The sequence below is a fragment of the Ruegeria arenilitoris genome, assembly GCF_013035425.1.
Taxonomy (GTDB): Bacteria; Pseudomonadota; Alphaproteobacteria; order Rhodobacterales; family Rhodobacteraceae; genus Ruegeria; species Ruegeria arenilitoris_A.
The window spans coordinates 312,142-336,815 of the sequence record NZ_WQHX01000004.1; the positions used below are offsets into that span (position 1 = coordinate 312,142).

At 53.1% G+C, this 24,674-nt stretch carries 20 protein-coding genes; 10 read left to right on the forward strand and 10 right to left on the reverse strand.

Features of this window, described 5'->3' with window-relative positions; all coding sequences use genetic code 11:
* Positions 1-110: 110 nt before the first annotated feature.
* From GOV45_RS14015 to pepN, 3 genes are all read right to left on the reverse strand, one after another.
* Positions 111-1,358, reverse strand: a complete 1,248-nt coding sequence (locus GOV45_RS14015) for a hypothetical protein (RefSeq protein WP_170478876.1) — start codon at positions 1,356-1,358, stop codon at positions 111-113.
* A 126-nt stretch (positions 1,359-1,484) separates the two neighbouring features.
* Entirely contained in the window at positions 1,485-1,925 is a 441-nt protein-coding gene (locus tag GOV45_RS14020) for a hypothetical protein (protein ID WP_170478878.1), read from the reverse strand.
* On the reverse strand, positions 1,922-4,474 hold the full coding sequence (gene pepN / locus GOV45_RS14025) for an aminopeptidase N (RefSeq protein WP_170478880.1): 2,553 nt from the start codon (positions 4,472-4,474) through the stop codon (positions 1,922-1,924). The genes GOV45_RS14020 and pepN overlap by 4 nt, the downstream gene beginning before the upstream one ends.
* A gap of 217 nt (positions 4,475-4,691) precedes the next feature.
* Between pepN and GOV45_RS14030 the strand changes: the two genes are divergently transcribed.
* Together GOV45_RS14030 and GOV45_RS14035 are read left to right on the forward strand one after the other, a co-directional pair.
* Positions 4,692-6,827 (forward strand): malate synthase G, encoded by a 2,136-nt coding sequence (locus GOV45_RS14030; protein WP_170478882.1) that lies wholly within the window; start codon positions 4,692-4,694, stop codon positions 6,825-6,827.
* 66 nt (positions 6,828-6,893) lie between these two features.
* Positions 6,894-7,319, forward strand: a complete 426-nt coding sequence (locus GOV45_RS14035) for a GlcG/HbpS family heme-binding protein (RefSeq protein ID WP_170478884.1) — start codon at positions 6,894-6,896, stop codon at positions 7,317-7,319.
* Position 7,320: 1 nt separating this feature from the next.
* Here the strand turns inward: GOV45_RS14035 and GOV45_RS14040 are convergent, their stop codons facing one another.
* Positions 7,321-8,268, reverse strand: a complete 948-nt coding sequence (locus GOV45_RS14040; RefSeq protein WP_170478886.1) for a phosphatase PAP2 family protein — start codon at positions 8,266-8,268, stop codon at positions 7,321-7,323.
* 176 nt (positions 8,269-8,444) lie between these two features.
* Here GOV45_RS14040 and GOV45_RS14045 point away from each other — a divergent pair, with 176 nt between their 5' ends.
* Complete coding sequence (locus GOV45_RS14045) at positions 8,445-9,224, forward strand: gamma-glutamyl-gamma-aminobutyrate hydrolase family protein (protein ID WP_170478888.1); 780 nt, start codon at positions 8,445-8,447, stop codon at positions 9,222-9,224.
* Positions 9,225-9,272: 48 nt separating this feature from the next.
* Here the strand turns inward: GOV45_RS14045 and GOV45_RS14050 are convergent, their stop codons facing one another.
* Together GOV45_RS14050 and GOV45_RS14055 are read right to left on the reverse strand one after the other, a co-directional pair.
* Positions 9,273-11,513, reverse strand: coding sequence for a xanthine dehydrogenase family protein molybdopterin-binding subunit (locus GOV45_RS14050; RefSeq protein WP_170478889.1), 2,241 nt, complete (start codon positions 11,511-11,513; stop codon positions 9,273-9,275).
* Between the two features lie 3 nt (positions 11,514-11,516).
* Positions 11,517-11,981 (reverse strand): (2Fe-2S)-binding protein, encoded by a 465-nt coding sequence (locus GOV45_RS14055; protein ID WP_170478891.1) that lies wholly within the window; start codon positions 11,979-11,981, stop codon positions 11,517-11,519.
* A 98-nt stretch (positions 11,982-12,079) separates the two neighbouring features.
* Between GOV45_RS14055 and GOV45_RS14060 the strand changes: the two genes are divergently transcribed.
* Positions 12,080-12,658 (forward strand): TetR/AcrR family transcriptional regulator, encoded by a 579-nt coding sequence (locus GOV45_RS14060; protein ID WP_170478893.1) that lies wholly within the window; start codon positions 12,080-12,082, stop codon positions 12,656-12,658.
* On the opposite strand, the gene kynU is transcribed toward GOV45_RS14060, so the two are convergent.
* Positions 12,651-13,844 (reverse strand): kynureninase, encoded by a 1,194-nt coding sequence (kynU, locus tag GOV45_RS14065; protein ID WP_170478894.1) that lies wholly within the window; start codon positions 13,842-13,844, stop codon positions 12,651-12,653. The genes GOV45_RS14060 and kynU overlap by 8 nt on opposite strands.
* 207 nt (positions 13,845-14,051) lie before the next feature.
* Between kynU and GOV45_RS14070 the strand changes: the two genes are divergently transcribed.
* The 6 genes from GOV45_RS14070 (at position 14,052) to GOV45_RS14095 (ending at position 20,713) form a co-directional block, all read left to right on the forward strand.
* Positions 14,052-14,501, forward strand: coding sequence for a methyltransferase family protein (locus GOV45_RS14070; RefSeq protein WP_170478896.1), 450 nt, complete (start codon positions 14,052-14,054; stop codon positions 14,499-14,501).
* 131 nt (positions 14,502-14,632) lie between these two features.
* Positions 14,633-16,204, forward strand: coding sequence for a Re/Si-specific NAD(P)(+) transhydrogenase subunit alpha (locus tag GOV45_RS14075; RefSeq protein WP_170478898.1), 1,572 nt, complete (start codon positions 14,633-14,635; stop codon positions 16,202-16,204).
* Positions 16,205-16,217: 13 nt separating this feature from the next.
* Complete coding sequence (locus GOV45_RS14080) at positions 16,218-17,672, forward strand: NAD(P)(+) transhydrogenase (Re/Si-specific) subunit beta (protein WP_170478900.1); 1,455 nt, start codon at positions 16,218-16,220, stop codon at positions 17,670-17,672.
* Between the two features lie 95 nt (positions 17,673-17,767).
* On the forward strand, positions 17,768-18,124 hold the full coding sequence (locus GOV45_RS14085) for a VOC family protein (RefSeq protein WP_170478901.1): 357 nt from the start codon (positions 17,768-17,770) through the stop codon (positions 18,122-18,124).
* Positions 18,125-18,231: 107 nt separating this feature from the next.
* Positions 18,232-19,509 carry a DUF3422 family protein gene (locus GOV45_RS14090; RefSeq protein WP_170478903.1) on the forward strand — a complete coding sequence of 426 codons (1,278 nt, stop codon included), beginning with the start codon at positions 18,232-18,234 and terminating at the stop codon, positions 19,507-19,509.
* 67 nt (positions 19,510-19,576) lie between these two features.
* Positions 19,577-20,713: an MFS transporter gene (locus GOV45_RS14095; RefSeq protein ID WP_254448006.1), complete on the forward strand. Its 1,137-nt coding sequence runs from the start codon at positions 19,577-19,579 to the stop codon at positions 20,711-20,713.
* Between the two features lie 3 nt (positions 20,714-20,716).
* Here GOV45_RS14095 and GOV45_RS14100 read toward each other — a convergent pair whose 3' ends face one another.
* The 3 genes from GOV45_RS14100 to GOV45_RS14110 form a co-directional block, all read right to left on the reverse strand.
* Complete coding sequence (locus GOV45_RS14100; RefSeq protein WP_170478905.1) at positions 20,717-21,697, reverse strand: ABC transporter permease; 981 nt, start codon at positions 21,695-21,697, stop codon at positions 20,717-20,719.
* Positions 21,690-22,697, reverse strand: a complete 1,008-nt coding sequence (locus GOV45_RS14105; protein WP_170478907.1) for an ABC transporter permease — start codon at positions 22,695-22,697, stop codon at positions 21,690-21,692. Before GOV45_RS14105 ends, GOV45_RS14100 begins: the two co-directional genes overlap by 8 nt.
* A 94-nt stretch (positions 22,698-22,791) precedes the next feature.
* Positions 22,792-24,498, reverse strand: coding sequence for a peptide ABC transporter substrate-binding protein (locus GOV45_RS14110; RefSeq protein ID WP_170478909.1), 1,707 nt, complete (start codon positions 24,496-24,498; stop codon positions 22,792-22,794).
* Positions 24,499-24,674 lie beyond the last annotated feature (176 nt).

The following is a 24,674-nucleotide window of genomic DNA, read 5'->3' on the forward strand; positions in this document are numbered from 1 at the left end:
GCGCCTCGTATCCGAAGAAATCTAGACCAGCGTATTATGCCTGCCGTGGCTTAGGGGCAAGGGGGAATGGGTCTTATGAGGTGAATCCGGGCAATGCGCCTGGGACTTCGTCAATTGTTTTTAAATTGAAGACCACTTGGCGTGAAGGTTACGCTTGTTCCGCTAAGCAATTCGTCGCGAAACAAGTTGCCTATCGCCCGCAGTGCGTCGCGGTGCCCGCCGGCAGCGAAACGCTCAGCTGAATTGATGCGCAGGCTGTCATCGAAACCATTCGCAGCGTGCGCCCAGATCAGCGGGTGCAATTCTGTCAGATGATCTCTGATCAGCCAATCTGCTGCGTCACAAATCTGTTGGCGTACTTCATCCGCTTCTGCGTGACGTCCCATTTGGTTTTTCAGAGTGATCGCGCAATAAGCCGCTAACAGGTTTATCATGTCCTGATTTGGCCTACGCGTTACGATATCCCGCAGGCCGTCCAGAAAATATTCGACATCGACTCGAGCGCAGGCTTCGTCATCATGTGCTATGGCGTCAAACTGTACCCAAGTATATCCGCCTGCCCCCCAGATCGCCTGAGTGCTTGCAGCTACCCGCAACGCCAAGTTTTCAAGTGTTTCGTAGCTGCCAAACCACCGGGGCAGTAGGTGTGTACCCAAAGCGCGCATGTGCCGGTGATTGTAAGGATCCAGTTCGATCAGTTTTTCAAATTTGTAGCCGGTTCTGACTTCATCGGTTCGATGACCGGCCAGCAAAGCGCAATCCGCGGCTGCAATGGCTGGGCTGTTGCTGGCCTGCTCACGGCATTTTTTTAAGATTGCCGCCGCTCGGTCGAAATGTGCGGTACAGCGCGACAGATGCAACTTTGGCAATTTCGCTTCAGGAACGTTTCCGCGCCATGCCCATGCCAGATCAATATGTGCCCGAGCAACAACCAGACCGATCATGGGATCATCGGGATGATCATTCATTTCGCCTTCAAGTTCCGAAATTCCGCACAGCAGATCGTAGTCAGCTATTTCTGCGCCTCCGGATAGCGCGTGTTCGACAGCAAGTACCACGTCGGATCTGGCGCCAAAAGCTAGTAGTTCAGTAAGAGGATAGGTTTCGCCAGCTTTGTCCGTCGTCCGCATCTCCGACGACAATTGTGACCATAAACCCTGACGCGCCAGATGGCGACCGCGTTCAATTGCCCGGTGACCGATTTGTTCCTCTTCATTCATATTCGCAATTGGAATATTGAGTTTGCCCGAAGCGTCATCTTCAACTCGACTGACGGACGTCGCCGCAAATGGCTGCGGTTCAGGCTGACGGTTTGAAGTTGTTAAACGGGCGAACAGAGACCCAATTGACCGGACCATGGCAAAACTCGTACTGGAACAAACTTGTAACAATAACAGTGTGTCCAGACGGTTATTTTAAATCAAGAAATGGGCAAATGATCAGGCAATTTTGAGATCAATCCCATGTTTTTTAGGGTGATCGTTTCAAAATACTCTAAAATGATGGCGCTCTACTGCAAACCCAGCGCCCTTTAACACCATTTCAAGGTCTCGATGAGGTGGCAGCGACTCATCCGGCAAGCGCACTCGCTTATCTGAGTTCAGAATTGCCGATACACGAACGGAGAAATCCCAACGGGTGTCGAACCGGAACCGATCTATCTGGGTAAGCGACAACTGTCCTTTCCGGTTGCCTGTGTGCCAATAAAGTTTTTGACCGTCCAGTTGCATTCCGGCACTTGTGTTTTTCATCACGTCCCACACAGCTGGCAGCGTCGCCAAGGCCAGAATTCCCATCAGCCACCAGACAGCGTCGAACAGGATCACCATTCCGATCAGCACGGTGTAAACAACGATGAGTATCACAACCGTTCGCTGGGAACGGTTGTGACGAACGAACGTAAAGGGCGGTGCCTTCGTGGTCATGCGTCCAAGATACGTGAGACCATTTCAGTTGTATCCCGTGACAGGTTAGGAGTTTCAGAAATTCGCGTCAGTTGCGCGCGCATCAGGGCTTGGCGCTTGTCGTCGTATCGCTTCCAAGTTTGAAAGGCGGTGCACATCCGCGCTGTTGTTTGCGGATTTACCGGGTCGAGGCGGATCAACCAATCCGCCAAAAGTTGATAACCCGAGCCGTCAGCGTGGTGGAACCCGGCGTGGTTTGTCGCCAAGGATCCCAGCAAAGCTCTGAACCGGTTGGGGTTCTTCCAGTTGAACTCGGGGTGTTGGGTCAGACCCAGAGCTACCGCAGGCGTTGCATCCGGAGAGGTCAGCGAAATCTGTAACCCAAACCACTTGTCCAGAACCAGCCGGTCATGCTGCCATTGATCGTAGAATGAAGATAATTGTGTCTCACCCTTGCCCGCGCGCAGCAGGCACGCAAGCGAAGCAAGCTGCTGGGTCATATTGTTTGCGCGGTCATATTCAGCCGCTGCCTGAGTTCCACTGTCCAGCCGGGTCGTCAGCGCCAAAGCAGCGTTACCCAAAGCACGCTTGCCCGACTGTTCCGCATCTGGTTGATAGGGTGCGTCAACCAACGACTCGCTATGCAACCGCGGTAACAGGTCCTGCACATGCTGAGCAGTGGCCTGTTTTAAAGTTTCGATCGCAGTCCATATTGCCAAGGGGTCTGGCGTGTGACCAGAGTCATAAAGGGTTGAGGCCAATTCTGATTGCGAGGGCAATTGCAACATCAGCGCACGATAAGCTGGGTCCAGATCCCCGTCGCGCAGCACAGCCAAGAGCCCATCCAGGAATTGCCCATCAGGTGCGCTATCCTGCGTGATCATGCGAAATAAATTGTCTTCGGCCAGAGAACGACCTGCCTGCCAACGGTTAAATGGATCGGTGTCGTGCGCCAGTAGGAAAGCGCGGTCTGCATTAGAGTGACCATGGTCAAGTATAACTGGGGCCGAAAAATCCCGCAAAATCGAAGGTATAGGTTTTGCGGCAAGCCCGGTGAATTGAAAACTCTGCGTCGCTTCGGTTAGTTCCAGAACCTGAGTTCCGCGAACTTCGTCTCCGTTTGGCCCGAGCAGTCCGAAAGCGACCGGAATGACTTGCGGAAGTTTTTCGGATTGTCCCGGTGTCGGGTGCGTTTCTTGGCTTAAAGTCAGAGTATAGGTACCACTATCCCAACTTTCCGAGACAGATATGCGCGGCGTTCCCGACTGGCTGTACCACCTCTTAAACTGAGTCAGGTCCCGACCCGTAGTGTCCTCGAAAACCTTAAGCCAATCCTCGATGGTGCAGGCTTGTCCGTCGTGGCGGTCGAAATACAGGTTCAGTGCCTTGGAATAGGCTTCGTCCCCAACGAGACGTTTAAGCATGCCAATGACTTCAGCGCCTTTTTCATAGACAGTTGAAGTGTAGAAGTTGTTGATTTCCTGAAAGCTCTCGGGCCGGACTGGGTGAGACAATGGGCCGTTATCCTCAGGAAACTGCCGCGCGCGCAGGTCAATTGCATCATGGATGCGTTTGACTGGGGCGGAACGCATGTCCGAAGTGAACTGCGCATCTCGGAACACTGTCAGGCCCTCTTTCAGGCAAAGCTGAAACCAATCGCGGCAGGTAATACGATTTCCAGTCCAATTGTGGAAATATTCATGGGCGATTATCGCTTCGATCCGTTCAAAGTTGGCATCGGTCGAGGTTTCTGGGCTGGCAAGAACGGCGGAAGAGTTGAAGATGTTCAGTCCTTTGTTCTCCATCGCGCCCATGTTGAAATCGTCGACGGCCACAATGTTGAAAACGTCAAGATCGTATTCACGACCATAAACCTCTTCATCCCATTTCATCGATTTTTTTAAGGCTTCCATACCAAAGGCACATTTGCCTTCGTCTCCGGGGCGAACCCATAAATTCAGTTCGACGCCGCGATCCGATTTGGTCGTAAACTGGTCTGGATAGGCGATCAGATCACCTGCTACCAGCGCGAATAAATAGGCGGGTTTGGGCCAAGGATCAGTCCACTCAGCCCAGCCTTGGCCCGAGGCGGTTGGGTTGCCGTTCGACAGCAGTACAGGCAGATCGCCATTAATACGAACCGTAAAAGTGGACATCACATCTGGTCTGTCCGGGTAAAAGGTGATTTTGCGAAACCCTTCGGCTTCGCATTGGGTGCAATACATGCCGTTCGACATATACAGCCCTTCGAGCGCTGTGTTGTTACCCGGATCAATTTCCACCTCGGTTTCCCAAACAAAAGGCGCGTTGGGCACATTGGCAGTCAGACCCTCGTCGGTTACCTCTGGCGCGATTTCAGCACCATCAATTGCGGCGCGTATAAGCCTTAGTTGTTCTCCATGCAGAAAGAACTTGCGGTCACGGGCATCGGGGTTAGGGCGAAACGCAATGCGAGAAGTAACACGTGTGGCATGAGCAGCCAGATCGAAAGTTAAATGCACGCTGTCAATCAAATAGCCAAATGGGGTGTAATCTTTCAGATAGATCGTGGTGGGGGCGGCGTCGCTCATCTTGGCCTCGCTGGTTTGATTTTGGCGTGACGTTATGGTTATCGCGTCAATGTCGCAAGATAGTCCACAGTTCGGCGCCGGGATCATTGGGAAGTTTTTGAAACATCTGTAGACCGCTAAATTCCGCGAACTTGAAGAGGCGAGTTGCCTATCGGAAACATTCGCCCTACTTGATGGAAGTTGGACGGAAGAGAATACAAGGCGGGAGACGACGAAAATGAGTGGGAGAGTGAACCGGAGCGGGCTGCAGGTTGATCAATTTCTGGTGGATTTCATCGAAAAACGCGCGTTGCCCGGTACGGAAATTGAGCCGAAGGGCTTCTGGAACGGTCTTGCGCGACTCGTGAGTGAACTGGGACCAAAGAACCGCGATCTACTGGCAAAACGGCAAGATCTGCAAAGCCGAATAGATAGCTGGCACGCGGCTCGAAAGGGGCAGGAACACGATGCTTCTGCATATGAATCATTTTTACGCGAAATCGGTTATCTGGTCGAAGAAGGCCCCGATTTTCAGATCGAAACCACCAACGTCGATCCCGAAATAGCGTTCACTCCCGGGCCTCAGTTGGTTGTGCCCATTACTAATGCTCGTTTTGCGCTGAATGCTGCCAACGCTCGTTGGGGAAGTCTGTATGATGCCTTATACGGCACAGATGCCATGGGTGATCTGCCAGATGCCGCAGGTTACAACGCTGTGCGCGGCGCGCGAGTAATCGCTTGGGCCAAGTCTTTTTTAGATGAAGTCGCGCCTTTGGCCGACGGGTCATGGTCGAACGCTGTAGGATTGCGTGTCGCAGACGGCACCCTTGTGCCGGCCTTGTCCGACCCTGCTAAATTTGTTGGCTTTGGCGGAGCGGCAGACAGTCCCGATTTCATACTGCTCAAAAACAACGGTCTACATCTTCAGATTATGATCGACCCGTCGAGTGCGATCGGGGCGTCAGATCCTGCTGGCATTTCAGATATTCGCCTTGAGTCTGCCTTGACTACGATCATGGATTGCGAGGACTCGGTCGCTTGTGTTGATGCCGAGGATAAAGTGGTTGCCTACGGCAATTGGCTGGGCCTAATGAAAGGTGACCTCGTAGAACAGGTCACTAAAGGTGGTAATACGTTTGCCCGTAAACTGTCGGATGATGTTACCTACACCCAAGCTGGTGGCGGATCAGCAACGCTAAAAGGTCGTTCGCTGATGCTTGTCCGCAATGTCGGGCACCTTATGACCAATCCCGCGATTCTGGATGCTGAGGGTAGCGAGATTGGCGAAGGTTTGATGGACGCGCTCTGTACTACGCTGATCGCTATGCACGACCTGAAGAGAGAGGGTGGCAACTCGGTCGAAGGTTCGGTTTATGTGGTCAAGCCCAAGATGCACGGGCCGGAAGAAGTTGCGTTTTCGGTGGAAATTTTCGACATGGTCGAAGACATCCTCGGTCTGCCCCGCAATACTGTGAAGCTTGGCATTATGGATGAAGAGCGCCGAACCTCGGCAAATCTAAAAGAATGTATTCGGGCAGCAAAATCCCGAGTAGCGTTCATTAATACCGGGTTTTTGGACCGGACTGGAGACGAAATTCATACGTCAATGGAAGCTGGCCCAATGTTGCCCAAAGGCGATATCAAGGACACGCCTTGGATCACATCGTACGAGGATCGCAACGTTGATATCGGGCTGGCATGTGGCCTAAAGGGAAAGGCTCAGATCGGTAAAGGCATGTGGGCTATGCCGGACCGGATGGGTGACATGCTTGCCGCCAAAATCGTTCATCCGATGGCAGGGGCTACTTGTGCCTGGGTGCCGTCACCAACGGCCGCAACCTTGCATGCGACGCACTATCACAAGGTGGATGTTTTGGCGCGGCAGGATGAAATCGCGGCTGGTGGAGCACGCGGCACATTGGACGATCTGCTGACTATTCCGTTGCTGGGTGGTCGCAATTTGAGCAACGAAGAAATTGCCCGCGAGATCGAAAACAATGCGCAAGGCATACTTGGGTATGTCGTGCGTTGGATCGATCAGGGCGTTGGTTGTTCAAAGGTACCTGACATTAACGACATTGGCCTGATGGAAGATCGAGCAACGTGTCGTATTTCGTCCCAAGCATTGGCCAATTGGCTGCATCACGATGTGGTAAGCCAATCAGAGACGATGTCGGCCATGCAAAAGATGGCTGCCGTTGTGGACCGTCAAAACGCGGATGACCCGGTTTACACCCCAATGGCTCCGGGTTTTGATGGCATAGCTTTTCAGGCGGCTTGTGACCTTGTGTTTAAAGGGCGTGTTCAGCCTTCAGGTTATACCGAGCCCGTCTTGCATGCTCGACGTTTGGAACTGAAAGCACAGAATAATTAGGTCTTTTATGGCAAGAGTGCCAGTTCTTGCATTTTAACAAAAAGCCATCACGCGAAAGGGCTGGAAATGTCGATTTCACTACGCAAGGCACGAACGATCGTGCGCAAGACGTTGGAACATGGCCGCGAGGTCGGAATGAAGCCCTTATCGGTGGTTGTGCTGGATGCTGGTGGTCATGTGATCGCATTTGAACGTGAAGACGGAGCGGCTCCGGGTCGCTTTGCGATAGCTCAGGGCAAGGCCTACGGTTCGGTCATGTTGGGAATGGCGGGTACTGCGCAGATGCAAAGGGCCGAAGCGCAAGCCTACTTCATGGCCTGTGTGAATGGCGTCTATGGCGGACAAGTTATCCCAGTACCCGGAGGTGTATTATTACGCGACCGAAAGGGCGCTGTAATCGGTGCAGTAGGAGTTACAGGTGATACTTCGGATAATGACGCCGCCGCCGCGATTAAAGGTATCGAAGCAGCAGGTCTGATCGGAGAGGTTTGAACTAGCCTTTTGCGTGGTGCATCCATGATCGCGTTGCAAACCAAGCTGCGACTGCGAAAACTAACATTCCCCCGGCCAAGTCAACCAAGTGGTGCCCACCGTGAGACAGTATTGCGGGTATCATCATGATGTTGAGCATTAACGCTGGAATTATTAGTGGTGTGCCACGCAAATACCAAACCACTAAAAGCGACATAACGGTATGGTAGGACGGAAAGGCAATTGTTCCTACAATGTCCGACGGTCTGATCACCTCCAGCCCCTGATGGGCCAAGCTGCGTAGAATTTCGGCGTAGTTACTGTTTGTGACAAGACCTATCTGGCTTTCTAGTCCGGCGGGCAGACTGTGAAATGCCGATGGCCCGACACTTGGTGCGATCCACCAGATTAAGGTTGTCAGCAAAAGGCTGAGGGTTCCGGCCAGCAAAGCTTGGTTCAGTGTTTCGGCCCTGCCGGTCAACGCTAGGTAAGCTACCATAATGAAAAGTTGCGGCAGTGAGCTGAGATAAACAAAGCGCAGCACGTACCCATAATCCGGATTAGCTGCGACTGTCTTTATTATATTGGGCCACGAATATCCGATTGCTGCGTCGGCCTGCATCAGCCATTGGTCATACACCAACTCTGAAATTGGGAAGCGCAGGTAAATCAGCAACGTCGTGATGCCCATAAATCCTAAAAACAGGCTGTTCGCGATGGCAAGCTGTGCAATGCGCGGCTGGTTTTTAAATTGTCGAATATAAACCCCCACAGCGAACAGACCCAATGTGGGCGTCAAACCAAGCCCGAAACCAGCCCAGGCGATGGGCTGGGCCTTGATCATGGATAACGCAACGCAAAGAGCGATGATCAAAGCCAACAGGCAGGCAAGAATGAATTCAGGTCGGCACAGACATTCTGACACGGCGAGCAGCCGAGTCTTACTTTGATTGGTAACAGTTGTTGTCATCGCCAGCGACCCAGTACCATTGGTTTAGGCTTGATTGACCTAAAACTGCGGCTTATCTGTGGCAACGGCGTGTAGATGTTGAGAAATTCACAGTGCAAACTGCAACTTCGCACATTGAAAGTCCGGATATTTTTGGCATGAATGTTCGAACGGTTCTAAAATGCAGCGAGGAATGAATGGTGCGTCCGGTCGTCGGTATTATCGGCAACTCTTATCTGATGAATGATCAATATCCGACCCATGCGGGCGGGACGATGAACTCGGATGCGGTTTCAAATGTTTCGGATTGCGTACCATTGCTTATCCCCGCTGACCCACGTTTTGTCTCTGTAGAAGAATTGCTGGAAGTCTGCGACGGTTTTTTGCTGACAGGTGGGCGGCCAAATGTGCACCCAGAAGAATATGGCGAATCCGCTACTGCCGCACATGGTGATTTTGATCGGGCGAGGGACGCCATTACGCTGCCTTTAGTGCGGGCTTGTGTTGAGCGTGGGCAACCTTTCTTTGGAATTTGCCGGGGATTTCAGGAGGTCAACGTCGCACTGGGCGGAACACTCTATCCTGAAATCCGCGACCTGCCGGGGCGCCAGAACCACAGAATGCCCCCAGACGGAACGCTGGAAGAGAAATTTGCGCTACGCCATGTTGTAACGCTTGCCGAAGGCGGAGTGTTTCACGACCTCTTCGGAGCAACCGAAGTAATGACCAATACGCTGCATGGTCAGGGCATAAAAACGATCGGACGCGGTGTTGTGATCGATGGTCATGCTCCTGACGGAACACCCGAAGCGATGTATGTAAAAGATGCGCCGGGTTTCACTTTGTCCGTGCAGTGGCATCCAGAGTGGGATGCTGCAAATGATCCGGTCTCCCGCCCTTTGTTCGAGGCATTTGGCGCAGCTGTTCGCAACTGGTCGGCGAGCCGAAAGGCGACGCATTTGAAAGAGTCCGCTTAAGTTAACTAGCTGATACAGCCCGGTGGATGACCGGGCTGAATGATTAAATTACACGAGTAAATCGAACTGCTTGTTAAGCGGAAGGCTGCGTGCACGTTGCCCTGTAAGATCGAATAGAGCGTTACCTAGTGCTGGCATGGATGGCGGTGTTCCGGGCTCTCCCACACCGCCCAAATGTTTATTTGTCTCTAGAATACGAACCTCTGTTTTCGGAGCGTTGTGCATACGCAGCGCGTCATAATCTGGAAAGTTGTATTGTTCGACTTCGCCGTCAGCGAATGTAATTTCGCCCTGAACAGCCGCGGAAAGGCCATAGATCATGCCGCCAATCATTTGTGCCTGTACCGTTGCAGGATCAAGTGCGAGACCTACGTCGCAGGCGATCCATGCCTTTTTGATCCGGATCGTTCCGTCTTCGTCGACGACTTCGATCACCTGAGCGACCGGGGTGCCAAAGCTATAGGTCAGGGCAACGCCGCGCCCAACCCCCGAAGGGGTCTTTCCTGTCCAGCCGGACATTTCCTTTACGGCTTGTAGGCAACCAGCCGATGGGGCGTGTTCGGATTTGGTTAGTTCCAACCGAAACTCCAAAGGGTCTTGCCCCGCGGCGTGAGCCATTTCGTCCATAAAGGTTTCATGGAAGAATCCATTGTGACTGTTGCCTACTGACCGCCAGAAACCTACAGGAACCGCAAGATCGGCAACGTGACCGCTCATGCGGTAGTTTGGAACTGCGTATGGCTGATTGAAAAAACCTTCTACCAAAACCTTGTCAGGTCCACCCCCAGCAAAGCCTGTTACCCGTTGCACAGCTTGATGAGTACAGGACTGCGATGCAACTTTGCCGTCGATCACAACAGCTTTGCCATCCTTTACCGCGCCCCGCATCCGCGCCATTGCGGCGGGGCGGTAAAAGTCGTGGCGCATGTCCTCTTCTCGGCTCCAGGTGGTCTGGATCGGTGTGCCCGGCATCGCCATGGCAACCTTCGTGGCGATTTCGCCAAAATCAAGCTCGCCGCGTCGCCCGAAACCTCCACCCAAATAGGTTGTGTGAATTTCAACGTTTTCGGTATCAAGGCCGGCAATATTGGCCACACGCATTCGAATCAGAGTTGGGGCTTGATTCCCGCACCAAAGTTCCAGTTTGCCGCCGGAATAAAGAGCGGTGGCGTTCATTGGCTCCATAGTGGAATGAGCCAAGTAAGGCACTGAATATTCGGCAGTAATTTCAGTGACACCTTCACGAACTGCGTCGACATCCCCATCGTCGCGCATAGTCGAATTTGGTTGATCGTCGAACGCCGCGGCAATCTGTGCGAACAACTGGTCATTTTCGGGTGGATAAGGAGCATCGCCCCAGTCCACTTCAATCGCTTCGACTGCCTGAATAGCCAACCAAGTATTGGTGGCAATAACCGCGACACCTGTGCCCAAATCGACAACCTTTTCTACGCCAGGCATAGATTTGGCTGCACCGGCGTCGAAGCTGTTCATCGCACCGCCCAATTTGGGGTTCATGCGCACGGAGGCAAACATTATTCCTTCGGGCCGAACATCGATCCCGAATTCAGCCGTACCAGTGGATTTTCCCGGCGTATCCAGACGTTGCTGTGGCTGACCCAATAGGCGCCATTCAGACGGATCGCGAAGGGTAACCTCGGGCGGATCGATCTGACCCGCTGCTTCTGCGAGTTCGGTATATGGGATACGCGTCCCATCCGGTGCAACTACTGCTCCATTTTCTGTAGTCATTTGATCTCGGTCGATGTTAAGCTTTTCGGCTGCTGCCTGCTTCAGCGTCTCTCGCGCTGTTGCACCCGCCATTCGCATCCGCTCGAACCCGTCTTTCATCGAGGTTGAGCCGCCCGTGACCTGCAGGCTGAGCGTCCTGCCAAGCACACCTAGGGCTTCGCCTAGATTGTGTTGGAAGTTCGAGATGTCATAGCCTTTGTTTGGCAAGCCCTCACCAACCAGGGCTGAGTTGTAATAAGCTGCAGCCGCAGGACCGTGCAGCACACGGATTTGGTCCAATTCAACATCCAGTTCTTCGGCAATCAGCGCAGCCCAGGTGGTCATGACACCCTGGCCCATCTCAGCGCGCGGAGCGAAAAGAGTAACGCCTTCTTGGTCGATCATGACGAACGGGCTCAATACCGTTTCGCCTTCGCCTGGCTTCAGTGGATTTGCGGCGGGGCGAGAAACGTAATACGCGCCGAAAGCGACACCGCCAACTACTGCGGCAGATCCAATTAGAAAGGTACGGCGCAGGATTTTACCTATGCTTGCCATCGTCTAGGCCTCCCTCAATTTGGCTGCGGCATCGTGGATGGCCGCGCGGATACGCGGATAGGTTCCGCAACGGCACAGATTGCCCTGCATCGCATCATCGATCTCGGAGTCTGTAGGGGTCGGGTTTTCCGACAACAATGCTGCTGCCTGCATGATTTGACCTGACTGGCAATAACCGCATTGGGCAACTTGGTGATCCACCCATGATTTCTGAATCGTGGCCATCGCCTCTGGCGTTCCCAGTCCTTCGATTGTGGTCACATCTCCCCATACGTCAGAAAGGGCAACCTGACATGATCGAACTGCCTCACCATCGATATGGACAGTACACGCGCCACAAGCGGCTACACCGCATCCAAATTTGGTACCGGTCAGGCCAACTTCGTCTCGCAGAACCCACAAGAGTGGAACATCATCAGGCAAATTAACCTGATGGGGTGTACCGTTGATCTTTAAGGTGGTCGCCATTGCGCGCCTCATTTTCCGTGGCAGATTTATGACATAGTTGTCGTAAAATGTCAGGATGTCAATTGACAAAATAAACAAAAACTGTCAGGGCTTGGTTTATGATAGACGTAATCGACGATCCGAAGCAGGCGGCGATCCTAAGTTCCGCGTTTCAAGCCTTTGCAACCTACGGGTTCCGAAAAACTTCGATGGATGACATTGCAAAAGGGGCGGGAATGTCCCGACCTGCCGTCTATTTGCATTACAAAAACAAACAAGACATCGTTCGCAAACTGACCCAGTTGCATTACGAAGAAAAGATTTCTTCCGTTTTCAAGGCCTTGCAATCGAAAGGGGCCGTATCGCAAATAGTAAGCCGGGCTATTCTTGCTCAGTCAGATGGAATGGCTGCAATTCTGGCTTCTCCCCATGGGGTCGAGATGTTGGACGCCACAAAATCGATGTCCACGGATATTGTCGAACAAGGCGAGGCAAAGCTGACCCAGCTGTACGCAGATTGGTTAGCGCGTGAAGATACTGCTGGGCGTGTTTGCCTGCCGGACAAAGCTGAAGAGACGGCCAGGACAATCACTGCCACCTTAAAAGGTATCAAACTGACCGCTTCAAGCGCCAGCGAATTTGAAAAAAGAATTGCACAGGTGGCAGCCTTGTTTGGAGCCGGACTCGAAGTCAAGTAACCCGCTGACGAATCTTGTATTCAGGATTGTCCCACAACTTATCTTTCATAATTTTCGACATAATTTCAACGGCCTGCTCGACATCTGCAGTATCGATAAAGAGAGGGGTAAAACCGAACCGCATTATGTCAGGAGCTCGAAAGTCCCCGATCACACCACGGGCGATCAGCGCCTGCATAGCAGCATACCCTTCTTTGAAACGGAATGAAATCTGGCTTCCTCGTTCGTTCGGATCGCGGGGGCTGGCGAGCTCTAAGTCGGGGCACGTGGCCTCGACCCGTTTAATAAATAATTCCGTCAACTCGATAGATCTTGATCGAACATCTGTCATGTCGACTGTGTCCCAAATATCAAGAGCAGAGGCCAATGCCGCCATTTGGATGACTGGTGGCGTGCCTACCCGCATCCGCTCAATACCAGTGCCGGGGCGGTAATCCAAATCAAACGCGAATGGGGCTTCGTGCCCCAACCAGCCGGATAGCGCTGGCCGCACTTTCTCCGCCAAACGCGGTGCAACGTAGATAAAAGCCGGCGCACCAGGCCCGCCATTCAAGTATTTGTAAGTGCACCCGACGGCAAAGTCGGCATTGCACTCGGCCAAGTGTACTGGGATTGCGCCCGCGGAATGGGCAAGATCCCAGACTGTCACCGTACCATTTGAATGTGCGAGTTCAGTTAGTGTCTTCATGTCATGCATACGACCGGTTCGATAATCAACTTCGGTCAGAAGCAATACGGCAACTTCGTCGGAGATGTGTTCTGCAATCACTTTTGGGTCGACGACACGCAGTTCGTAGTCTGGCCCAAGTGAACGTAGCAGGCCGTCCGCCATATAAAGATCCGAGGGGAAGTTTCCACTGTCTGAAAGCACGACCTTGCGATCTGGGCGCAACTCCAGCGCCGAAGCCACCGCTTGGTAAACTTTGATCGAAAGAGTGTCGCCGACCACAACACTGCCCGGTTCTGCCCCTATCAAGCGGCCGATCCTGTCGCCCAATCCAGTAGGCATGCCCATCCATCCGGCTTTGTTCCAGCCGGTTATCAACATCTGCCCCCATTCGTCAGTAATCATGCTGTTAACTCGCGCGTTCGCTCCCTTGGGCATTGGTCCAAGCGAATTGCCGTCCAGATAGATCATGCCGTGCGGCAGGTAAAATTTGGCTTTCGTGGCGGCAAAGTCTGTCATTGAGTTTCCGTCAGGTTTGTTTTCGGTTCAGATGCCAAGTGGCTAGATGATACGGCTGGTCGTGTCCATCGCTCATAGGTCCATGTTTGAAGGTGTATTTTAGATACCTGCGACCATCTGTGTTTTTGCCAATAGCACCGGAAAACGATACATCTTTGCTGGAAAACGACATGTATCCGGGTTTCTGGAAATACGGAATTTCAAAGCATGCGCAATATTGATGTCCCCCCGGTTTGGTTACTGGGTGTTGCAATCCTCGCTTGGTTGCAGTCGCGTTACTTCTCCTTCGGATTATCGCTTGAGGGTTGGTTCACCGACCTTATCAGCGGGTTGCTGATCGGTGGAGGCGTCATTTTGATCCTAATGGCAATTGTGGAGTTTCGGCGTTTCAAGACCACAGTGATACCGCACCAGACGCCGACATCGTTAATCCGGACAGGTATTTTCAAACGCAGCCGAAATCCAATTTACCTTGGCGATGTATTGATCCTGACCGGACTGATCATCAGGTTCGATGCGGTTTTGTCTCTGGCTTTGGTCCCACTGTTTGTATGGGTGCTGGAGCACCGCTTCATATTGGCGGAGGAAGATCGCCTGCGACGGACTTTTCGGTCGGAATTTGCCCGCTATGAGCGCCAAACACGCCGATGGATCTGAGCATTTGAGGGTTTTTATACGACGTAAAAAATGCTGCGCTTGCGAAATAATCTTTCGCGAGATACATCAGAGCTTGACGAAGAATACCAACCACCTGCGCGAACAAATCGAAAATTAGGGGGAATTCACCGTTGAAGATAGGAACGCCAAAGGAAATTTTTGACGGTGAGAACCGGGTTGCAATGACCCCGGACTCGGCCCGTCAATTGCAGAAACTTGGGTATGAATGCCTGATCGAAAAAGGTGCTGGCGCGGCGGCGGGCTTTTCCGATGCCTTGTACAAAGAGGCTGGTGTCGAAGTTGTTAAAACTGCAGCTTCCTTATGGAAGGCTGCTGATATTGTCGCCAAGGTACGCCAGCCAACAGAGACAGAGCTGAAGCGTTTGACTAAAGGTAAGACCCTGATTTCCTTTTTTAATCCGGCTGGGAACGAAGAAGGTATGGAGCTGGCCAAATCCAAAGGCGCAAATGTGATTGCTATGGAGATGGTGCCACGGATTTCGCGCGCTCAAAAGATGGACGCGTTGAGTTCAATGGCGAACATCGCCGGTTACCGCGCGGTGATCGAAGCAGGCAACAACTTTGGCCGTTTCTTTACCGGTCAGGTGACCGCCGCAGGTAAAGTTCCACCTGCGAAGGTGCTGATCGTCGGTGCCGGTGTGGCGGGACTGGCGGCTATCGGTACCTCAACCTCTTTGGGCGCTATCACATATGCATTCGATGTACGGCCCGAGGTCGCCGAGCAGGTCGAATCCATGGGTGCAGAATTCGTATATCTGGACTTCGAAGAAGAACAACAGGATGGCGCTGCAACGGGCGGATATGCCTCGGTTCAGTCTGAAGAATTCCGGAATGCTCAATTGGCCAAATTCCGTGAGCTGGCTCCGGAGATGGACATTGTCATCACGACTGCGTTGATCCCCAACCGACCTGCACCAAAGCTGTGGTTGGAGGATATGGTAAAGTCGATGAAACCGGGTTCGGTTATTGTTGATCTTGCAGCAGAACGCGGCGGCAACGTCGAAGGCACGGTACCGGACGAGAAGGTCATTACAAGCAATGGCGTAACAATCATAGGCTATACTGACTTCCCAAGCCGGATGGCGGCGCAGTCTTCGTCACTCTACGCAACCAATATTCGCCACATGATGACGGACCTAACGCCCGATAAGGACGGTAAGGTCAATCACGACATGGAAGACGATGTGATCCGTGGCGCGACTGTGACTTACGAAGGTGAGATAACCTTCCCACCGCCGCCCCCCAAGGTGCAGGCGATCGCTGCTCAAACGAAACCCGAAGTCAAAGAATTGACGCCGGAAGAAAAAAAGGCGCAGGAACTGGCAGCCTTCAAGGCACAGACCAAGCAGCAGTTTACCCTGCTTGGCGTGGGTGGCGCGCTGATGCTGCTGGTAGGGTTGGTCGCTCCGGCCAGCTTCATGCAGCATTTTATTGTTTTCGTGCTGGCCATTTTTGTGGGCTTTCAGGTGATCTGGAATGTCTCACACAGCCTGCACACACCACTGATGGCGATTACAAATGCCATCTCGTCGATCATCATTGTTGGGGCGTTGATGCAGATTGGATCAGGATCATTTATGGTTATTCTGCTGGCGGCACTCTCGGTATTCATGGCCGGGATCAACATCTTCGGTGGCTTCCTCGTAACCCGGCGCATGCTCGCCATGTTCCAGAAATCTTAAGGAGGCCGGGTAGATGGAATTTGGTTTCACCACTGCCGCCTATGTTGTCGCGGCTGTTCTTTTCATCCTTTCGCTGGGTGGTCTTTCGAACCAAGAGAGCGCCAAGCGCGCGGTATGGTATGGTATCGTGGGCATGGCATTGGCTGTATTCGCAACGCTTGTTGGCCCAGGGTCCGGCCTGTGGCTGCTATCGATTCTGTTGATCGTTGGCGGTGGTTTAATCGGTCAATACGTCGCTCAGCGCGTCCAAATGACCGAGATGCCGCAGCTTGTGGCCGCTATGCACTCGCTAGTTGGCCTGGCGGCGGTATTCGTTGGCTTTAACGCGCATTTTGAGATCGGCAACGTAGCGCAAGTTATGGCCATAGCGGATACGGCGAAGGAAGCAGATCTTTCCGATCTGGGCGCATTTGCCAAGTTAATTGCAAAGAAAACCTCGGCGGAATTGGCGATCCTGCACGTTGAACTGTTCCTGGGCATTTTTATCGGTGCAATTACCTTCACCGGTTCGGTTGTGGCCTACGGCAAGCTGGCGGGCAAAGTGACGTCAGCCGCGACAAAACTACCGGGTGGCCATGCATTGAACGCGGGTGCTGCGGCATTGTCGTTCATATGCCTGATCTGGTACACAAACTCGGGTGGCTTCTTCCCACTGTTTCTGATGACACTGGCAGCTCTGTTCATCGGTTATCACTTGATTATGGGTATTGGTGGCGCCGACATGCCAGTCGTGGTTTCCATGCTGAACTCGTATTCGGGTTGGGCGGCAGCGGCGATTGGATTCTCGTTGGGCAACGACTTGCTGATCGTGGTTGGTGCGCTTGTTGGCTCGTCAGGTGCGATCCTGTCCTACATCATGTGTAAGGCGATGAATCGGCATTTTGTCAGCGTGATACTTGGTGGTTTTGGCGGTCCGCAAGGCGCTCAGATGGAAGTAGAAGGTGAACAGGTGGCCATTGACGCTGATGGGGTAGCTGCAGCCTTGAACGATGCGGACAGCATCATAATTATCCCCGGTTACGGCATGGCCGTGGCGCAAGCACAGCAGTCGGTTTCAGAGCTGGTCCGCAAGCTGCGCGCAAAGGGCAAAGAGGTACGTTTTGCTATCCACCCCGTTGCCGGTCGCCTGCCGGGCCACATGAACGTGTTGCTGGCCGAGGCGAAGGTACCGTATGACATTGTTCTGGAAATGGACGAGATTAACGAGGATTTCCCGGATACTGATGTGGCCATTGTTATCGGCTCGAATGACATCGTGAACCCTGCCGCTCAGGAAGATCCCAACAGCCCCATCGCGGGGATGCCGGTTCTTGAATGCTGGAAGGCCAAGCAGGTGTTCGTGTCGAAGCGTGGTCAGGGAACGGGGTATTCGGGTATCGAGAACCCACTGTTCTTCAAAGAGAACACCCGCATGTTTTACGGTGACGCCAAAGCCTCGCTCGATAAACTGTTGCCGATGATAGATTGATAGTCGGTTCAGCCAAATCCCGAAAGGCGCCCCGTCAAGGGCGCCTTTTTTGTTTTGGCGGGTCCGTAGTACCCTTGCGAAACAGGAGGTGACTAATGCAAACAGTCAACGGAATCGGAGGCATTTTCTTTAAGGCCCGCGACCCAAAAGCATTAAGCGCTTGGTACGAAGAACATCTTGGCGTAAATCACTACGACCCCGAGCCTTGGAAACAGCGCGAGGGATACACAGTCTTTGCCCCATTTGCCGAGAATACCGAGTATTTTGGCAAAGCAGAACAGCAATGGATGATCAATTTCCGCGTCGATGATTTGAAGGCGATGATTGATCAACTGAAAGCAGCAGGAATCGCAGTTGAGACCCGCGCCGAATGGAATAGCGAGGTTGGGAAATTCGCGCGAATCCATGACCCTGAAGGTAATCCAATCGAGCTCTGGGAGCCAAATCAATGAGATAGCCGTATGTATGCCGTGGTATTCATGTAAGTATATGAAAATAAATAGAGAATTGATGAATTCAAAAGGATGCGTATAGTTTGCTAAGTTCCACGGAGTAACACATGACACCGATCCAGGACCATCCTTTGCGCTATGCGCTGGCCAACGAGTTGCACGCAAGACCTTTTCCCGTGGCTCAAGCGCCGTGCACTGTGGTGTTTTTGGCAATCAAAAAGCCCGTTGAAGCCGTAGCCAGGGATCAGGGTGAAGACCTGGCTCATCTGAGCGATTTACTTGACCGACACGGCGCACCGCACCCGCAGCCCGGCGCCACCCATTATGCAGGCCAGATTGGGCGGCATTGGCTTAAATGGGAACAACACACAGAATTCGTGACATATACTGCAATTACCCAAAATGTCAGCGAACGCGCTTTCAATCCCGCAGACTTCGAAGTGTTCCCTTCGGATTGGCTGGCCGCCAGCCCTGGTCAACGAGTGACTTCGGCCATGGTCCGGGTTGTTGAGCGCCCGCAGGACGAAACGGTCAAAGCCGAACTGAGCGACTGGTTCGAACCGGAAAGCCTAGCTGTGGCGTGTGTTTTGGATAATTCTGCAATTTGCGCAAGCGATTTTCGCATCGACCCAGCCGGACACATGCGGTTCGCACTGTTCGTCGCGCCCGAAGCTGGTCAGCGCAGAACAGGCCGCATCATTCAACGATTGTGCGAGATCGAAACCTACAAGGCGATGTCGATGCTGGGTTTTGCCAGGGTCAAACAGATGATGCCTCGCATAGGCGAGTTGGATAAACGGCTGACCGAGCTGATGATTGAAATGACGGATGACGATATTCATCCAGACAAATTGTTGCCGCAGCTTTTGTCAACTTCGACCGAGCTTGAAACTGTCTCGGCTCGGTGTGCTTTTCGCTTTGGCGCAACGGGCGCCTATGAAGCCATAGTCAATCAACGGATCGAGGTTCTGCGCGAGGAGCGGTTTTATGGCGGGCAGAGCTTTGCCGATTTTATGATGCGTCGGTACGAACCCGCGATCCGGACCGTAAAATCAACGGAACGGCGACTGCAAACCTTGTCAGACCGGGCGATCCGGGCAGGAGAATTATTGCGAACGCGGGTGGATGTGGAACGCAGTGCCCAGAACCAGGCCTTGCTGACCAGCATGGACAGGCGTGCTGATCTGGCTTTGCGATTACAGCACACGGTCGAAGGCCTATCGGTTGTGGCGATCAGTTATTATGCGGTTTCGCTCGTTAGCTACCTTCTGTACCCTCTGACGCGGGCTGGGATCAGTAAAGAGATGCTCACCGCCGCGGTAACCGTACCGGTTGTTTTGGTGGTCTGGTATGCGGTTCGTAGAATTCGCCGTCGGCTGGAATAAAGCCCATTTACCAACCTTTACATGTGCTGCAATAACTTTTGACAGGCGTGTAACGCGAGGGAAAAAATTGATCAGTGTATTTACTGCGTGGCGCGCCGTGTCGGCCATGTTCATATTGAACGGTGCATTGTTCGGCATTTGGGCTTCACGCATTCCGGCGGTTCGCGATCATCTGAACCTAAGCCATGAAGAATTGGGTTATGGCCTGCTTTTCATGGCAGCTGGCGCAGTTTGTTCATTCCCCGTCACTGGACGGCTGACCGATCGGTTCGGCGCGGTTGCAATTACTCGGGTGATTGCCGTCCTTTACACATTATCTTTGATTCTTCTTGCCTATGCCGACAGTTTCTGGGCGCTGGCAATTTTTCTTTTCGTGTTTGGCGCTTTTCACGGATCAATGGATGTAGCCATGAACGCTTGGGCTGCAGAAACAGAGCAAGCCTATGATAAGCCGCTAATGTCTTCGTTTCACGCAATGTGGAGCCTTGGGGCCGGACTTGGGGCGCTTAGCGGCTACGCCGCGGTTCAAGTACAACTAACTGTATTGCAGCACTTTCTTTTCGCCGGAGGAATTGTCGTGGCATTTGCTCTGACCATGTCTTGGGTGCATTGGGAATCCAAGAGATCTGAACAGGCAGACGGTAGGGTGTTCGCCCTCCCATCCGGGGCGTTGGTGCTTGTCGGTGTTGCTGCGCTATGCGGGGCGCTTGGCGAGGGCGCCGTTGCCGACTGGGGTGCGATATTTATGCGTGATGTTACCGGAGCGACTGAAAGCGTGGCCACATTGGGTTACGCGGTATTCTCGGTCACCATGGTGGCATTCCGACTGGCCGGTGGCTTTTTGATAGCTCGGTTCGGCCCTGTAGCATCTGCCAGATTCGGGGGCTTTAGCGCGGCTGTCGGCTTATCCGCCGTAGTTTCGGCTTCTAGTGCAGAGTTGGCGCTGATTGGGTTCGCATTGATGGGCGTAGGTTATGCAGTGATCATGCCTTTGGCATTTAGTCGCGCAGCCAACGATCCTTATGTACCCCCGGGTCAAGCTATCGCAAGCGTTGCGACGTTGGGATACGGAGGTCTTTTGATTGGGCCGCCATTGATCGGGTTTTTGGCCGAGCTTTTGACCCTGCGGTTGGCATTCGCGGTGCTGATCCCATTGGCAGTTCTGATCATTTTGTGCGCCGGCGCGCTAAGGCGCGCCGACTAATTATCAACGTCCCCGAATGCGTGGATCAAGGGCGTCGCGCAGACCGTCCCCAAGATAATTTACGCTCAGCACTGTAAGTGAGATCGCCAGTCCCGGCCAGAAAACGCGCTCGGGGTATTGCTGGAGATAGTCAACTCCGTCGAACAACAGCCGTCCCCATGTTGGGAAATCTGGTGGAAACCCAAGACCAAGGAAAGACAGGGCGCTTTCGGTGATGATCGCTGTAGCAATGCCAAGTGTCGCTGAAACCATAATAGGCGACAATACATTGGGTAGGATATGCCGTGTGATAATCTGAGAATTGCTTGTCCCGATGGATCTTGCGGCTAGGACGAATTCGCGCTCTTTGATGGCCAAAACGTCACCACGCACGATGCGAGCCGTGGGCATCCAAGAGGTTATGCCGATGGCACAAACTATTAGGATAAATATTCCACGTTCCAGCCCGAAAGCAGCGGACAAGGGCTCGCGAAATAACAACATCATCACCAGAAGCAGGGGCAGCAGAGGTAACGCAAGAAAAAGGTCCGTCAGACGCATGAGAGGTCCGTCCAGGCGTCTGAAGAACCCTGCCAATACGCCGATAAATGAGCCCAGAAACAGTGCCAGCAGCATTGCGGTGATCCCCACAGAAACTGACGTTTGCCCACCCGACATCATACGCGCCATGATATCGCGGCCCAGCTGATCCGTTCCGAAAGGATGCGCCAGGCTTGGACCCTGATTGCGCGCGCGGATGTCGATCTGTGTGGGATCGATTGTCCAAAGGTAAGGTCCCAGATAAACAGCGGCGACGATGAAAATAAAGAGGATTGCGCCGATCATCGCTCCTTTGTGGGTTTTGAACTGGTCCCAAACATCGCGCCATTGGCTGCGCGGTGGGGTAGTTAACTCCTCCATTACATCTGTTGTTGGAAGGGCGGTCGAGGCTGGGGCAAGCCCTTCGTCCGGGACGAGCGTATCGGTACGATCATGATCAGTCATAGCGAATCCTCGGGTCCAGGATGCCATAGAGCACATCCGCGATCAGATTGAACAACACGATTAGCACTGCAAAGATGAAGGTCAGTGTTTGCACCATGGGCAAGTCGTTGGCCTGAATCGCCCCAATCAGCAACTGACCAATTCCATTCACTTTGAAGACCTGTTCGGTGATAATCGCACCGCCAAAGATGGCGGGAATACCAAGTGCGATTACAGTTACAACAGGTATCATCGAGTTGCGCAGGACGTGAACCATTACAACGGTGTATTCACTCAAACCCTTGGCACGGGCTGTGCGCACGTAATCTTGGTTAAGGTTGTCCAGCATCGAAGCGCGCATGAATCTGCTGAGCTGAGCGGTGATCTGAAGTGCCAGCACCATCACCGGCATGATCATCTGCTTCAATTGAACGACGAAACTGTCCCAGTCGTTTACAACGTGGGTCGTGTCATAGATCGACGGAAACCAGCCAAGTTGGACGGAAAAGATAACAATCACTAGGACGCCCGAAAAGAACGGCGGAACCGAAAATCCGACCATGGAAACAAATGTACCCATTTGGTCGAACCAGGAATACTGGCGATATGCGGAATAGATGCCGATTGGCAGGGCTATCAGTATGGCAACGACGTAAGCGGTGCCGACTACCCACAGGGTTTGCGGGATACGCTGAACGACGATGTCCATAACAGGTGAACGGGTCTGCCACGAAATCACGCGTAGATCGCCTTCGGAAAACGTTGTGCCGAATATCGAGTCAATCAGCACCTGTGGCTCTATCCAGAAGAACTGTACGATCCATTTCCAGAAACGAATATGCATCGGCTGGCCGAGACCTAACGCCTCGCGCATCTTCTCTTTGACTTCGGGTGGAACAGTAAGCGGAACCTGCGCCATCGGGTCGCCGGGGGCAAGCTCCAGCAGCAGGAAAATGACGAGACTGATAAATAGCAGCGTGGGAACTGCAAGAACCAAACGTCTGATTGTAAAGTTGAGCATTAAGAGGCGCCTTTATATGCGTCTTCTTGTTGGAGTGGTGTGCAAATGACCGCGCCCCGATATGAGTCGGGGCGCGGCTTCGCAAGATTAACGCTTATGAACCAGTCTTGCGGTACCAGTCCGCAATGTTCCACAGTTCACTGTCCCAAACGTTCAGGACAACGCCACCCAGCGTGTTTGCGTGCGCCGAAAGACGACCACGATGCACAAGCGGAATCATGCCGCCATTTTGAACCATGATGTCGTTCAACTGCTTCGCGATCTCAGCACGGGCTTCCAGACCAGCGGTTTCGGCCAGTTGGCCGTGCAGTTTGTCGAACTCTTCGTTACAGAAACGGCTGATGTTCTCACCCTGCCATTGTGTATCAGGGCGAGGAGCCTTGTCACACAGGCCGTTGCCCAAATAGGACTGCGGGTCTGTTCCGTTAAAGGTGTTCGCATACATCTCAACGTCAGCATAGAACTTCTGGAATGTATCAGGCGAACCGGGGTCACCGCCAAAGAAGACGGACGCGTTGATGTTACGTAGCTCAGTTTCGATACCGATCTGGCTCCACCACTCTTTTATCAATGCCTGGAAGTCCTGACGGACGGCATTGGTAGAGGTCTGATATACGATCTTCAAAGGAACGCCGTCCTTTTCGCGAACGCCATCGCCATCAGAGTCAACAATACCTGCATCGTCTAACAGTTTCTTGGCGCCTTCGATGTCCTGCGTATCGCAAGTCATAGACTCCGAATTGAACGCCGCAGGAGCAGGAACCCAGTTACAGGTGACCCTGCCAGCCTGGCCATAGCCAATCTCGACGAGCAGTGGCCGGTCGATTGCAAGCGACATGGCTTTATATACAGCAGGGTCCGATAGGAACGGATGCGGATGCGCTGCTGTCGAACGCTCGCCTTCCGGCAGGTCAGGTGAGGGGTTTGTCTGGTTCAGCATGATGCGCTCGACCAATGGACCGAAGCCAGCGACCGGAGTACCTTTGCCGCCCTCTTGCATCTGCGCGATCACTTCAGGGGCGAGCTGCAGGTTCCATGCATAGTCAAACTCACCGGTTTCCATAACCGCACGACCAGCTGCTGTTGCATCGCCGCCACCTTTGAAAGTAACGCTCGCAAACGCGGGTTTAGCCGGATCGCGATAATTGTCGTTTGCCGCAAAGGTGATCACGTCGTTTGGTTTGAACTCGGTGACCACGAACGGACCAGTGCCAATTGGGTTAAAGTTCTGGTCAGTGCATTCGGGCGCTTTTGCACCAAGACAATCGGCGAATTGTGCCGCCTGAATGATGGGGCTTTCACCGCCCACGAACGGGCCGTAAGGGAAGGGGGTCGGCGCGTCGAAGGTAACTTTGACGGTCAGATCATCCACAGCTTCGACCGCGGTTACGCCTTCGAATTTGGTTACCTGAGCACAGCCACCTTCGGGATGCATGCAGTAATCAGCCGTGAATTTAACGTCCGCTGAGGTAAACGGTGTGCCATCAGACCAAGTGATTCCCGGCGAAATCTTCCAAGTGATCGAGGTCAGATCTTCGCTAACACCGCCGTTTTCCACGGTAGGAATTTCTGCGGCCAGATACGGCACCATATTGCCATCTTGGTCATAACGAGCGAGCGGCTCGATTACCAGAGAAGCCGATTCTACATCCTTGGTGCCGCCGGAAAGAAACGGGTTCAGGATCGATGGCGCCTGCCAATAAATAATGCTGACATTGCCGTCCGATCCGCGCTCGGCAAAGGCCATCGGGGCCATCGCCGTGCTTGCAATCGCACCAAGCAGAAGGGTTTTGATCTTCATAATACACTCCATGTTGGACACTTACGTGTCTCGATTATCTCCGCAAAGCCTGCGGATTTGGCGTTGCCGTAATCGGGTTAAGATGCTGATTATGAATCGCAAAATCAGCGCGCATTTCTTTGATGGCTTGTTTTCCCCAAACGGTTACGCGAGTTATCGAAACAGAGTTTCGGAAA

Coding starts and splice junctions, on each gene's coding strand:
- GOV45_RS14015 (WP_170478876.1), bottom strand. CDS start 1,358: ATGGTCCGGTCAATTGGGTCTCTGTTCGCCCGTTTAACAACTTCAAAC.
- GOV45_RS14050 (WP_170478889.1), bottom strand. CDS start 11,513: ATGGCAAGCATAGGTAAAATCCTGCGCCGTACCTTTCTAATTGGATCT.
- GOV45_RS14040 (WP_170478886.1), bottom strand. CDS start 8,268: ATGACAACAACTGTTACCAATCAAAGTAAGACTCGGCTGCTCGCCGTG.
- kynU (WP_170478894.1), bottom strand. CDS start 13,844: ATGACAGACTTTGCCGCCACGAAAGCCAAATTTTACCTGCCGCACGGC.
- GOV45_RS14100 (WP_170478905.1), bottom strand. CDS start 21,697: ATGACTGATCATGATCGTACCGATACGCTCGTCCCGGACGAAGGGCTT.
- GOV45_RS14060 (WP_170478893.1), top strand. CDS start 12,080: ATGATAGACGTAATCGACGATCCGAAGCAGGCGGCGATCCTAAGTTCC.
- GOV45_RS14035 (WP_170478884.1), top strand. CDS start 6,894: ATGTCGATTTCACTACGCAAGGCACGAACGATCGTGCGCAAGACGTTG.
- GOV45_RS14055 (WP_170478891.1), bottom strand. CDS start 11,981: ATGGCGACCACCTTAAAGATCAACGGTACACCCCATCAGGTTAATTTG.
- GOV45_RS14020 (WP_170478878.1), bottom strand. CDS start 1,925: ATGACCACGAAGGCACCGCCCTTTACGTTCGTTCGTCACAACCGTTCC.
- GOV45_RS14045 (WP_170478888.1), top strand. CDS start 8,445: ATGGTGCGTCCGGTCGTCGGTATTATCGGCAACTCTTATCTGATGAAT.
- pepN (WP_170478880.1), bottom strand. CDS start 4,474: ATGAGCGACGCCGCCCCCACCACGATCTATCTGAAAGATTACACCCCA.
- GOV45_RS14030 (WP_170478882.1), top strand. CDS start 4,692: ATGAGTGGGAGAGTGAACCGGAGCGGGCTGCAGGTTGATCAATTTCTG.
- GOV45_RS14090 (WP_170478903.1), top strand. CDS start 18,232: ATGACACCGATCCAGGACCATCCTTTGCGCTATGCGCTGGCCAACGAG.
- GOV45_RS14110 (WP_170478909.1), bottom strand. CDS start 24,498: ATGAAGATCAAAACCCTTCTGCTTGGTGCGATTGCAAGCACGGCGATG.
- GOV45_RS14105 (WP_170478907.1), bottom strand. CDS start 22,697: ATGCTCAACTTTACAATCAGACGTTTGGTTCTTGCAGTTCCCACGCTG.
- GOV45_RS14080 (WP_170478900.1), top strand. CDS start 16,218: ATGGAATTTGGTTTCACCACTGCCGCCTATGTTGTCGCGGCTGTTCTT.
- GOV45_RS14085 (WP_170478901.1), top strand. CDS start 17,768: ATGCAAACAGTCAACGGAATCGGAGGCATTTTCTTTAAGGCCCGCGAC.
- GOV45_RS14070 (WP_170478896.1), top strand. CDS start 14,052: ATGCGCAATATTGATGTCCCCCCGGTTTGGTTACTGGGTGTTGCAATC.